The organism is Paenibacillus sp. FSL H7-0942 (genome assembly GCF_045040715.1).
Lineage (GTDB): Bacteria > Bacillota > Bacilli > Paenibacillales > Paenibacillaceae > Paenibacillus > Paenibacillus amylolyticus.
The window spans coordinates 6,306,860-6,319,938 of sequence record NZ_CP150279.1; the positions used below are offsets into that span (position 1 = coordinate 6,306,860).

Annotated in this window: 8 protein-coding genes; all 8 read right to left on the reverse strand. The window is 45.2% G+C overall.

The features are described from left to right. Positions 1 to 303: 303 nt before the first annotated feature. Positions 304 to 645 (reverse strand): hypothetical protein, encoded by a 342-nt coding sequence (locus MHI48_RS27690; protein WP_036612519.1) that lies wholly within the window; start codon positions 643 to 645, stop codon positions 304 to 306. 206 nt (positions 646 to 851) lie between these two features. Then, positions 852 to 4,745, reverse strand: coding sequence for an S-layer homology domain-containing protein (locus MHI48_RS27695; protein ID WP_036667760.1), 3,894 nt, complete (start codon positions 4,743 to 4,745; stop codon positions 852 to 854). A 164-nt stretch (positions 4,746 to 4,909) separates the two neighbouring features. Further along, positions 4,910 to 6,037, reverse strand: a complete 1,128-nt coding sequence (locus MHI48_RS27700) for a glycosyltransferase family 4 protein (RefSeq protein ID WP_036667762.1) — start codon at positions 6,035 to 6,037, stop codon at positions 4,910 to 4,912. A gap of 374 nt (positions 6,038 to 6,411) precedes the next feature. Then, positions 6,412 to 7,173 (reverse strand): WecB/TagA/CpsF family glycosyltransferase, encoded by a 762-nt coding sequence (locus MHI48_RS27705; RefSeq protein WP_076319213.1) that lies wholly within the window; start codon positions 7,171 to 7,173, stop codon positions 6,412 to 6,414. A 7-nt stretch (positions 7,174 to 7,180) separates the two neighbouring features. Beyond that, entirely contained in the window at positions 7,181 to 8,362 is a 1,182-nt protein-coding gene (csaB, locus tag MHI48_RS27710; RefSeq protein WP_076328737.1) for a polysaccharide pyruvyl transferase CsaB, read from the reverse strand. After that, positions 8,338 to 10,359: a DUF5693 family protein gene (locus tag MHI48_RS27715; protein WP_405142327.1), complete on the reverse strand. Its 2,022-nt coding sequence runs from the start codon at positions 10,357 to 10,359 to the stop codon at positions 8,338 to 8,340. The genes csaB and MHI48_RS27715 overlap by 25 nt, the downstream gene beginning before the upstream one ends. A 217-nt stretch (positions 10,360 to 10,576) precedes the next feature. Further along, on the reverse strand, positions 10,577 to 12,298 hold the full coding sequence (locus MHI48_RS27720) for a phospho-sugar mutase (protein ID WP_036612532.1): 1,722 nt from the start codon (positions 12,296 to 12,298) through the stop codon (positions 10,577 to 10,579). 111 nt (positions 12,299 to 12,409) lie between these two features. After that, positions 12,410 to 12,841, reverse strand: coding sequence for a 3-hydroxyacyl-ACP dehydratase FabZ (fabZ, locus tag MHI48_RS27725; RefSeq protein WP_036613058.1), 432 nt, complete (start codon positions 12,839 to 12,841; stop codon positions 12,410 to 12,412). Positions 12,842 to 13,079 lie beyond the last annotated feature (238 nt).

Consider the following 13,079-nt stretch of genomic DNA (forward strand, 5'->3'; position numbering starts at 1 on the left):
GTAACAGGCCCAATGTTTTCGACTCTACACTTTAAACGCAGTAGATTTCAAAAAGTTGCGGATTGCACAAAAAAAGTTTTGATTTTTTTTATGTATAGGTACAGTGCGGGTATTGAAGCCATTCAAAACCTTTTCAAACCGTTGATACAGCAGTGAATCTGGAATTGTGATCTCTGGTTTACCTGTGCTACCAACGTTTATTTATACCCGCAACTTCAGCCCATGAAGCGACAAAATTCACAAAAAATAAAATAAAAAAGCACCCCTATTGGGATGCTTTTCCTGCATTTCTGGAAATATAAGTTATTTAATCTTCATCGCGAGTTCAATGATTTGAGCACGCATATTTGGATCACTATTCAATCTCAGATACATATCGTCAATTGGTTGTCTGTTCTCACGGTACGTTTTCTCATGCTTCATCGTTGTGTGAGACCATTCAATCAACTCATTCTCAGCCAGAACCAGATTGTTATACGCATCATGGAAGCCAGTGGACTGTACAAGCCCTTCCATAACTTCCTGAGAGATCTCCTGAGTCTTGCGTGTATCTTCCAACTTTTTCTCCAGAATGACTGCCTGCTTCTCAAACTGTGTCTTTGCCTTCATGTAGCCCAGCTGGGCTTTCGAATAAATCGGTTTCATTAGCTAACTTCACCCTCTAGATCATTGTGTATTTACCGTTATTGTATCTTAAACTCTAGCAAATTACAAAAATAGTTATTGGTAATAATTCTGTTTCTTCTATTATAAAAGTACTCTATGTCAATTCATTGACAGCCATGAAAAGGACCTGCCCCTTTAGAGTAAGGGACAGGTCCTTCCTAAATTGCATCGATGTATCAAATGAATTAACTCAAGGTTTTAGGGAATACTTTTGTGCTCTTCTTGAGCAATTCTACTGCAATTTTACCCGCTTCTGCACGTGTCAGATTTCCTTTCGGGTTGAATGCAAACTGTTGCTTGCTCTGACCTGCTACTGTGACTGGAGATCCCTCCATAATTTTAGCCTTCGTAACCGCTTGTATCGCTGGTCTTGAATAAGCTTCCATGCTTCCTGAGTCAATAAAGGATTTGGCCAATGCACTAGTTAACTTACTATCATTGCTTGCTAACTTTAACTCAAGAGCTCTTGCGATCATTACAGCTGCTTGCTCACGTGTAAGAGGTTGATCTGGACCAAAGTTTCCGTCCGTAAGTCCTGATACAATACCTGCTCTGGCTGCCGTTTCAATACTTGCATAGTCCCACGTAAATGAACTTGTCCCTGCGCCTACATCTGTAAATGTAGGTTTATTATCCGAAGTAATCGGCAAGTTCAATCCTTTCACGAGAATGGTAGCAAATTCGCCACGGGATGCACGATCATCTGTTCCGAATTGTTCGAAACGAATCGGTTGCATGAAACCTTTGGCATACAGTGCATTCAGAATATTTCTAGCCCATCCATGATTCGTGATGTCGTTGTAACTTCTTCTTAATTTCATGACTTTATAATATCCGAACTGATCAAATGGCACAGTAACTGTGTGTTTCTTGGAATCCACTTCTCCACCAATTCGTTTCCACTCGCGTCCTGGTGTGTAATAGAAGACGGAAATAGTCGTTCCAGCATCATCTACTACATTTGAATCATAGGTCAGTGTCAATGTTCCACGCTGTGAAGGCTTGATTGTACGCTCCGCTGGTACCTTAACATCTCCGTATAGAGCGTCAGGTGTATACGGTCCGATACCATTCGTCGGCGCTTTATACGTTGTTGAATCTCTTGAACCATATTCGCCCAGACCACCGCTGACCCAATAAATATCAGAAATTGGACTGAAGTTCAATGTATCTCCTACAATGGCAGAAAATCTTCTGAAGTATTCTTCTTGTACATCGAAGTTGACTGGGTCACCCTCACCTCTCTCTGCACCTACGCCCATGACAGTACCATAATCATTGCGACGCTCTACAATACCATTATTGGGATCTGCGATACCAAAGAGAAGTTTATTGTCTGGATAAAATTTCTTGATTCCGCGAATATCAGTACTTTCCATAACTGTACCTTTCGGGAAACTCAATTCCAGCTTTTTATTAAAGGCTGAATACTTATTAGCTACTTTCGGAGCCATGTATTGGGAATCTATACCTGGACTTGTTGTGTAGAATACATCAATAGTGTCGGTGGTTGTTACACCATCACGGTTAATGGTTAGTTTAATTTTATTAGATTTGTCCGGCTTCAACCCTACATAATCCAGGACAAAGCGATCTGTCTCTACACCTTGCAGCTTCTGTGCAGGTTCTTTATCAATGATAACCCCTGTTGCACCTTCTGCTTCGATGTCAAAATGAACAAAGTTCTTATTTACAACTACACGATCACCTGAAGTCGGTTTAGGTGATAAAATACGGTATCCAGTTACTTCTTTAACAATTTCAAGTTTCTGACTGGTCTTCGCTCCCGTCCGATTGAAGAGGTCTAGTGTATAGATATACGTTCCTGGTGTATCCATTTTGAGATTACGCAGACGAATAACAAAGTCCTGTTGGCGACCTGCTCTGTCAACTGTAACAGTACCATTATCCAGTGCATACTGAGGATCAATCTTGGCATTGTCCCAACTTGCCGTGTTTCCATCTGGAATATCCTGATCGAATATCTTCTGAGTCCCCATGCTCAAACTCATCCGTGTCGCACCTGCTCCGCGAATGACAATATCAAAGTTCTTCAAGCTGGTGGTGATTTTATTATCAGCATACACAAACTCTGGTGACATATTGAACGCATCTTTGACCCATTGTGCATCCTGGTCTAATGGTTCAATAAATTCTGGTCGACCTTTCGTAATTGCAGGTTGGAAGTTTCGAATGTTCGAAATATTATTATCATTAATATAGATTCGAAGTTCCTTAGATACCTCTTTAAGTTGTCCGTTCTCATCCTTAGTTGTTCCTGTCAGCACAATTCGGTTCTCACCGAAAAATAACAAGCCATCGGGTTCTCCAATAGGAATGATCACGTTATTAATTGTTCCATCTGCCCCCAGGTTCAACTTGCGTGGGAAATCCGTATTTCCGCTACCCTCAGTAGAATATGCTTTTGTACCGTTGGCAAAAATTTCAGCTACAAAATATGGACTGCTAAGCGTATCAAATCCAATGTACTGACCCAGGATTGAAACTCCTGTGGCATTGTCTTTCAAATCATGAGTTTGACCATCAGTAAGATTTTCTACAGAGATAAAGCTCTTTGAAGCGAATGAAATCGTTGCATTCCGACCTGTGGTCGATCCGGAATACTTAAATTGAACAACTTGATTTCCCGTTTTGAACCCTTTAATCTCGTAAATATTTTTTGTAGTATCTGTTGCACTAAGCGGACCTACATGGTTCACGATAATTGTGCTTGTTCCTCTAGGCAGATAGTCCGCAACCAAAGTTTTTGGATCACTCGGTGCTCTGCTAGTCTCCACTAAAATATAAAAGTTCGATCCACTCACACTGGCACCATCAAGAGGTATTCCATCTGGAACAGTACCAGACCCATTGTAGTCTCTAAGATACTTCAATCCTGTAATTACAACTGCATCTTGTACATATTCAAAATTCATACTTGTTGTAACTTTTTTAGCCCCATAGTCTACCGATAGACTATGATTCTGTAATCGGTCAGGAGCTCCGTTGAATGTGATCGGGTTAATATCAAAGGAAATTAGGACATAAGCCGGTGTGTTTTGTCCCACGCTAGGGATATGTTCCACATTTACATTACTTACACCCGTGTTCCCATTTCCATCGACATCAATGACCGGAATTTCAGTAACATCAGCTCCCGGAAGCAATAACTGTGCTTTCACATTGGCACTAGCAGGAGTGCCTCCATAGGTTGGTCTAGCTGATGAAAGCATACTCTGCGGCAGCCCGTTTGCACCTTCAATTAAATCCAACTGAGTGAATGGTTTTGTTTCATCATAATATAACAAAGAATAATTAAATACTTTCTTATCGACGCCACTCTCAATCGTCATTCTTAGGGTATTCTCACCTGATTTTAGTGTCAGTACCGGAGAGAAGAATGTACCATCCTGCAATAGTGATGTAGGCAGCTCCGAGCCACCATTCAACGATATCGTTACTTTGGATGAGTTCTGCGCAACACCTTGAATTGTAACTTCGCCGGTGTTAACCACAACCTGAGATCCCTCATTCAAGTTGAGGTTATCCGCTCCACCAAGGACTTGCAACTTCTCAATGTATGGGACGGAATCGTATAAAATATAAAAACTCTCAGAGCGTTCACTTGGTCCTTGGGAACCTGTAAACGTAATTTTATTCATCCCTGGGAACAGTGTAATGGTTGATCTAAACCGATTATCCGGTCGATTAGGATCAACAGTTACTACCCCTGGTGCAACACGTGTACTATCAGGAGTCCAAGTGTCACCTTTGAGATTCATCAGCTGAACATTCACACCGAGTGTTGAACCTGTAACATTCGTGAATGTTCCTGTTAAAACCTGTTCCTTTCCTGTAACAACAAAAGCTGATGTACGAGACAACACATCCGCATTGGCACTGTTTCCGCTCAACTTCAGTCCTACTGTATCTTTCAATTGGACATTCCCAGCATTGTCAGGAGTAAAGTAACTTGTCTGTCCCGCCGCCGATGCAACTGGTGCATAGCCAGCAGGAATCAGAGTTACTACCAGCGCTATCAGCATTAGCCAAACAATTGGCTTTTTCATACGCAGCATTAAATATCATCTCTCCTCTTTTAAGTCAGTTACCTTTATATATCGGCAAAAAGATCCAATTATTTAGTAAAAATCTCAAAATAAACAAAAAACCTTATCCACAAGGGATAAGGTTGGGTCTGGAATAATATTCAAGAATAGCTATAACCATTACATTTATCTATTTATGATTTCGAACGGGTCTCCGGATTCAGCTTGACGCGCATGCGCATCAGGAAGTTAATAACCGGTCTTCTCGTTTTGCTAACAAGCCCGATGACTTCTGCTCCCACCTGGAGGAAGAACATCATGATACAGATGACCACAAATGTTACCCAGTTCGCTTCAAACATGGCAGCGGAAGATTGGATAATCGCCAGAACTCCGAAGAACGCGGCAATTCCGTATATGATCAGCACCGTCTGACGGTGACTGAATCCAAGTTCACGCAAGCAGTGATGCAGGTGACCTTTGTCCGGTGCGAAAATCGGTTTCCGCTGTACCGCACGACGGATAATCGCGAAGAAGGTATCCGAGAGCGGCACACCGATAATGATCAGCGGTGTAATAAAGGACACGATAGCAATTTGTTTGAATCCCAGCATGGACAGCATCGCCAGAGAGAAACCAAGGAATAGTGATCCGGTATCCCCCATGAAGATCTTGGCCGGGTGGAAGTTGAAGAATAGGAATCCGATAATACTACCCAGCAATACAAGACACATCAAGGCAATCATCATGTTACCCATCAGGAAGGACATCACGGCAATGGTACCAATTGCAATACCAGATACACCGGCAGCCAGACCATCCAGACCATCAATCAGGTTAATCGCATTGGTTACACCAACGATCCAGAAGATCGTCAGCGGAATAGATACCCAAGCTTCGAGTGAAGAGTAGGAATCCTGAAACGGAATGTTAACGAAATCTACCCGGATATTAAATCCAAATACAACGACAGAAGCAGCAACGATCTGACCAAGCAACTTCACTTTGGCTGACAGTTCAAACCGATCATCGAGTGCGCCGATCAGCACGATAATTGTTCCGCCAATCAGAAACGCGCTGACAAAACTCATATCCCGAGTCGTGAACCATGCCGATACAAACGGAAGCAATGCAGCAACTGTAATAATAAAGGCCAGGAATATCCCCAGACCACCAAGACGAGGCATGATCCGTGTGTGTACTTTACGTGCATTCGGCGTATCCATTGCGCCAATGCGGACTGCGAACTTTTTGACAAGTGGTGTCAGGGCAAGAGCCAGTCCCATTGACACGATAAATCCAATGATAAAGATCGCTACCATTTGAACATTCGACCCCCAATTATAATACCTGTACGAAATTATAAATCCCCTGATCTCTTTTTATATATAAAAAATTATTTGTTAGTCACTTTTGATGAAAAATTTTGTTACACGATAACGGAGAGTGCAAGGAAAACTAGAGAAGTGTAACGTTCGCATTTATCACCGGATTTCATCCTTTGGAAAAGGATAAAAGGAAATCTGGGGATAACGGCGATCGACAGGTTGCCTTGCAATCGTAGTGCCAAGTGTAACGCTTCTGTTTTCATGGAGTGGCACACATGTAATCCGGAATGAATTATACGCTCATCACACCCGAAAAGCCATCCTCAATTTCTAGCAAAAACACGCATTTATCTCGCAATTACCTGTTTTTAACGGACTTTCGTCACGTTTTCTTTGTCACGCATCACCTTAACAGCGAATTTCGGAAGCGCAAGCATCCGTCCAGCCCGGCTTGGTTCACGCAATAAGCGATAGAACCACTCCAGTCTTAACTTTTGGAACAGCATAGGCGCACGTTTGGTTTTGCCCGAAATCACATCAAAGCTGCCGCCAACGCCCATGGTTACAGGAACCTGTAGTGCATCTTTGTGCTTGTGAATCCACGGTTCTTGGGTGTCCGCCCCACGTGCTACAAACAACAGATCAGGTGCCGCTTCCCGAATAGAAGCGATGACCTGTTCATCCTCAGCCGGACCAAAATAACCGTCGCGATAACCCACAATTCGAATCGCCGGATATTGCTGTTGTAACCGAACTGCCGTTTCTTGAATCACCTCAGGGGTGGAACCAAGCAGATATACGCCCCATCGATAGTTTTCTCCAACACGCAGCAATTCATGTAAAAGCTCAAAACCCGGCACTCGCTCAGCTACAGGATCTCCACAATAGTTTGCAGCCCATACGACACCTGTTCCATCAGGAACAATCAATTCCGCAGCTTGCATGACTTCCATGATTGCGGGATTTTCCAATGCGGCCATAACCATAATGGGGTTGGCTGTGATGACCTGATGTGGTGTCTGCTTGGACAGCACAGCTTCCTGGAGAACCTTTACCGTTTCTTTCATCGTCAGTTTGGAAAAAGGAATGCCGTAGATTGAAACGGTAGGTATTGATCCGGTCTGACTCATCTTTATCTCATCCTTTGCGGCCTAAATAGTTAATAATCTGCTGTGCAGGCACTCTGGCTTCCTGCTTCAGTTGGGTGATGCCTTCTTCATGTTCCTTCAACCACTGTGAACGTTGATCCAGCAGTCCAACAACAGTCTTGGCGAGTTTGTCGCCATCGAGTGTATCCGTATTGCCTGCTGGTTCACTGTCCAGACGAAGCAGGAATTGATCAATTTTCGGATCATACGAGATACCCACCGGAGGCACATATTGCGAAGCCGCATAGATCAGACTGTGCAGACGCATACCGATGACGAGATCACACTTGCTGACTTCCTCCAGCATAAGCTGAGGGTCGGTCAGATCTTCTGTGATGCTAATCTCGCTGCCTTTGCTGGTCACATCACCTAGCATTTCAATAAGGAATCGTGATGCCTGTTCATCCACTGGCAGATGAAATGGTAGAAAACGCAAGTGCACCGCTCTTTTGGAGCACAGCTTTTTCAATCCGGCGGCAATAGCCGTAAGTTCCTTCCGGTCTGACTCCCAGAAACGTACCGATACGCCGATCACAGGAAGCTTGGTATGTCCTCCAGTTGAAGGTTCCACTCGATTAGCTTGAGTAGCAGCATTTGCTGAGACAGCACCTGCGCCCCTCTCAACTTTTGTTTCAGGTAATGGCAAACCCATTACGGGGTCAGGTACAACATGGATCTGATTCCACTGTAACCCGAGCCCACGCAGGTAGTCTGCAGATTGTTCATCCCGAACGGATACATAGGTGCAGGCCTTAAAAACCGATTTGATCATCGGATTAAAAATTTTACGATTCACAGGGCCAATCCCCTGTGCATAGATAAACGTTGGTTTTTTCAGCCACTGGGCCAGCTTGATTACACCCAGATAATAAGGAATGGATTTCAGTCCAGTTGCATCCTGCAGTAGACTTCCTCCGCCACTGATTAACCCGTCGCTCTCCTTGAGTGCTTCACGGACTTCCTTCAATTTCATACGATGCACGGAGCGCACACCGTACATGGCGGTTGTCGACTCGGGATCACCCGAGAGAACAATCGGTTCAATGGTTATGTTCGACCTTTGGCTTTCCTCTTCCAGCGCTGTCAAAATCGACTTTAGCACCGCTTCGTCTCCGCTATTGCGGAATCCGTAATACCCCGAGATGACTAACTTTTGAGAAGTGGTGACCATTTTTTCCAACATCCTTCCGCTACTTGCCACACACCCACAGCAATGATACCGAAGATTAAGCCAAGTCCCAATCCCATCACTCCACGAATGAGTGACAATACAGCCGGCGTATGGATATGCGCGAACGTATCCACCATGGACAACTGTCCAATCGCTGCAATAATGAGCACAAAGATGACTTTACGATATTTTAAAGCGGCGAACACGCCAACGATAAATAGCGGGTGTCCCAGCATAAATTCTTTGAATCTCGGACGTACACCGAACGTATCTTCCAACGTGGTACGAAGGAACATCTCAAATGGTGTTACTGATCCCGAGTTGCCTGTACGGCTCAAGTAATAGTACCCAACAACGGCAGCAACAAGCGCCAAAACAACCATTAACACATTAATTGGCATACGAAGCATTTCTTTAATTTTCTTAATAGAGAATGAACCCGACCCACGATAAAACACAATATATATCGCTACCAGTGCCATAGGTGCAAAGTGCAACAGACTCACGCCGCGGAACTGGTTAATCACCAGACTGTACGTAATACTGTTAAGCAATGCGATGACAAAAGGTACCGCCAGGAATGACAGAATCGAAGTTCTTACATATAACACCAACGTTTGTTTCAAACGACGACCCGCAGATGCGTCGGGTTGACGCTGTTGCTGATAGTTCACTGTACGAACGGCCAGCACCATCGCTATGGTCGGCGCGGCGATTGCCACAAGCAAGGCGATTCCTTGCTCCAGCAGCGTTGGTTTCAAGAGGAACAATCCTGCACTGCCCACCAAAGCGACCACAAATGCGATCAAAGTCAGTAGGGGGATAAAATAAGAAACCATAAGTGCAATCATGGCAATTGCACCAACAAGAGCAACCAGCTTGGCATAACGCTGAATCGAAGAATCCTTAACTGTAAATGCTTCAGCTTGTCCTAGCTCGAATCCATGCTTCGCCATGCGTTCTACGGCATGACCCGGCTCACCCAGGCTGTTGATCAGATTCTCAATTGGATCTGTAATCATGGCCTTTGCTGTATTCCGGCTTGGCGATGCATTCATATAGAGCATACGAATATTGCGATCCTTGGTTGCGAGAACAAAACGGTCAGCAATCGTGTCTACGTCCAGATTGGCATCTCCATCACTAAGCGAGTACAGACGCGTAACGTTGTAATCCGTTTTATATGCAAGGGTCTGGAATCCAGACTGCGGTTTCTTCAAGTTCTCAATGGCTGCAAGACCAATATTGTGCTTGTTCAGCAACTGTGCAAATTGGTCGAGACTTTTCATCTCTGCATTATCATTGTACCCTTTCACAGCATCACCATCAAACAAGATGCGCGTTACGCCATTCTGTTCGAAGAAGGTAAGCAAGCGCTCCATCGATTCTTGGCTGTATGGCACACTGTCCGAGATCCGCGGCAAAATGTAGAAACCTTTATCACGCAGCATCTTCACGGCAACCGGATCGGGCTGCAAAGGCTGCATGTTGGCATTCTCCGGAGGAGTCTGCAATATTAAGCCGCTACGACCTTCATATTCCCATGGTACTACCGGAATCTGCCGATCAGCGAACGTTTGTTCAATAATAGGGGTATACGTCTGTGCGTTTTCCTCCGATGTAAATAACACATACGTGTAATTGGCATTAGAAGGGATCACATCTTTGGTCAGGTTCGCGAGATCCTGGCCGTTATATACCATTAGTCGGCGTGTCTTTCTCAGCTCGTCCAATGTACTTTCGAACACAGCCATCGTTGTTACGCCTGCGTCTTTTAGACGAGTCAATTGTTCATTCATGAAATCTTGCGGATGTGCCTGATACGCTGAGATATCCAGCAGTCCTCGATAGTTGAAAACAAGTTCCACCTTTTTGGCAGAAGATTCTGTCTGCACCCGATCACTGATTACAGGGATGGACGCAACCAGACCGATGATAACGACGAGCCACAACCACTTCCGAGAAGCGTTATTCCAATAAAGCCATTTTTGACGCACTACATGTACCTCCTCAAGTGTTGGAACCAAATGCACGTTCAGCTCAAGTAATTCGTTCATTTAACATTCATACAATAGGTTACAAACAGCTTGTGTCAACAAGCCCCCTTATATGCTAGAACCATCTACACTTTTATTTCAAAGAAAAACCCCTCCGCCAACCAACCTTACGGTGCGGAGAGGCCTTCTCATGTTCTTGCTCATTGTTGCATTCGTATTATTGTGCGTCTACACGCGACATCACTGTAGTCACCAGACGCTCGATCCAGCTTTCCGCATCTTCCAAATTCTCTCCACGAACGGCGAAGTATACTTTGATCTTCGGTTCTGTTCCTGAAGGGCGCAAGCAGAACCATGAACCGTCTGCCAAAATGAACTTCAGTACGTCCGCCTTCGGAAGACCGTCCAGACCAAGGGAGTAGTCCAGTACATCTTGTACAGCAATTCCCGCTACTTCTTGTGGCGGATTGGAGCGCCAGTCCGTCATTTTGGCTTGAATCTGAGCCACGCCGTCTTTGCCTTTCAGCGTACGGGACTCCAGCTTCTCCAGGAAATATCCGAATTGGTTGTACAGCTCTTGCAAGACATCATACAACGTCTTGCCTTGGCTCTTATAATACGCAGCTGCTTCAGCAATCAGCATCGAGGCAAGGACAGCATCCTTGTCACGGGCATAGTTACCGGAAAGGTAGCCGTAACTCTCTTCATATCCGAACAAGAATGTATGACTGCCTGTTGCTTCGAACTGGTTCATTTTTTCACCAATATATTTGAAGCCCGTCAGTGTGTTCATCACTTCTGCACCGTAATGTTCAGCAATAACAGCACCCATCTCACTTGTTACGATTGTTTTGACAACCGCACCATTGCTTGGCAGTGTACCTGTCTCTTGCAGGCGACTGAGCAGGTAATGTACCATAATGGCACCAGACTGGTTACCGGACAAGACGAAATATTTGCCATCGTTGTCTTTCACCACAGCACCCATACGGTCTGCATCCGGATCTGTTCCGATCAGAATATCAGCGCCCACGGATTCTCCCAGCTTCATTGCAAGCGTAAACGCTTCGCGTTCTTCCGGGTTAGGGGATTTCACTGTAGAGAACTCAGCATCCGGCTGTTCTTGTTCGGCTACAATATGCACTTGCTCGAATCCGATCTGCTCCAGCACGCGACGTACAGGAATGTTACCTGTCCCGTGAAGTGGTGTGTAAACGATTTTGAAATCACGGCCTATGCCGGATTGAATCAGTTCGCGGCTCAAGCTGCGACTCGCTACGGTATCCACAAACGCTTGATCTTGGTCTTCACCCAACCAGATCAGGAGCCCCTGAGCTTCTGCTTCTTCCTGCGTCAGTTTCTTCACGTCAGCAAGGGAAGGCACTTCCTGAATGTACTGAATGACCTTTTCCGCTTCATTCGGTACCAATTGACCGCCCTCATGATTGTAGACTTTATATCCGTTATATTCCGGTGGGTTATGGCTCGCTGTTACAACGATCCCTCCAGTTGCCTTCTGGTGACGCACTGCGAATGACAACTCAGGAGTTGAACGAAGGGATGGGAACAGCTTGGCTACAATGCCGTTTCCAGCCAGTACAAGCGCAGCATCCAGTGTGAATTCAGGTGAGAAATGACGGGAATCATGAGCAATGACAACAGAAGGTTTGCCTTCTTGGTCACCATGTTGCTCAAGCAAATAACGCGCAAATCCTTGCGTTGCCCGACCTACGGTGTAACGGTTCATCCGGTTGCTTCCGGCACCAATGACTCCGCGCAATCCCCCTGTACCAAACTCCAGGTTTCTGTAAAAACGTTCCTCCAGCTCTTTCGGCTGATCCTGCAAGTCACGAAGCTCCTGTTTCGTTGCTTCATCAATCGAAGCATCCTCCAACCATTGCTGCAACGTCTCTGCTGCTGCTGTGCTTAACTGTTCCATTCCGATAAACCCCTTCCGTCTATATAAATTCAGGTGTGCTGAGTTACTTCAGCATCTTGCATCATTCGGTCCGTCTACGTTCCTGCATGATGTCAATGCTCACGTATGTAATCAGCTTGGGTCAGACAGTGCAAACATGATCTCGCCTTCAGCGACCACTTTGTCGTTCACTCGGGCAGTTGCTTTACCTTTACCAATAGAACCCTTGAGACGTGTAATCTCCACTTCCAGAATCAACGTATCTCCGGGCACAACTTGTCCACGGAATCGGAAGTTGTCCAGTCCCGCCAAAAAGCCGATTTTTCCTTTGTTGCCTTCCAAATTCAGAATGGCTACTGCACCAACTTGCGCCAGCGCTTCTGTAATCAGTACACCCGGCATTACCGGATACTCTGGGAAATGACCAATGAAGAAAGGTTCGTTAATGGTTACGTTTTTCAAACCAACGGCACGTTTGCCATCCTCAATCTCTAGAATCTTGTCCACCAGCAGAAACGGGGGGCGGTGCGGGATGATTTCTTGAATCTGTTTGATATCGAGCACAGTGTAATCTCCTCTCGGGATGTTTATATGAGCGTTCTTCATCATGGATTGACTCTTAGCGTTACGGTGGTCGTTACGGTTACGGATCGTCCCTCTGATCGCTGTTGTCTCCGAATTTTTTTGATCAACCTCAGAGAGGTCAAAATTCGGTGACAAAGGCGAGCGCTTCGCTTCTTCTGAACGATTCCGTTCCCTCCACTTACTTCGGTGCTGCAAGGTCAACCCCCACATGATCAAG

Excerpts from the sequence above, each read along its gene's own strand:
- MHI48_RS27690 (WP_036612519.1), bottom strand. The coding sequence starts at position 645 with ATGAAACCGATTTATTCGAAAGCCCAGCTGGGCTACATGAAGGCAAAG.
- MHI48_RS27695 (WP_036667760.1), bottom strand. The coding sequence starts at position 4,745 with ATGCTGCGTATGAAAAAGCCAATTGTTTGGCTAATGCTGATAGCGCTG.
- MHI48_RS27700 (WP_036667762.1), bottom strand. The coding sequence starts at position 6,037 with ATGGTAGCGATCTTTATCATTGGATTTATCGTGTCAATGGGACTGGCT.
- MHI48_RS27705 (WP_076319213.1), bottom strand. The coding sequence starts at position 7,173 with ATGAGTCAGACCGGATCAATACCTACCGTTTCAATCTACGGCATTCCT.
- csaB (WP_076328737.1), bottom strand. The coding sequence starts at position 8,362 with ATGGTCACCACTTCTCAAAAGTTAGTCATCTCGGGGTATTACGGATTC.
- MHI48_RS27720 (WP_036612532.1), bottom strand. The coding sequence starts at position 12,298 with ATGGAACAGTTAAGCACAGCAGCAGCAGAGACGTTGCAGCAATGGTTG.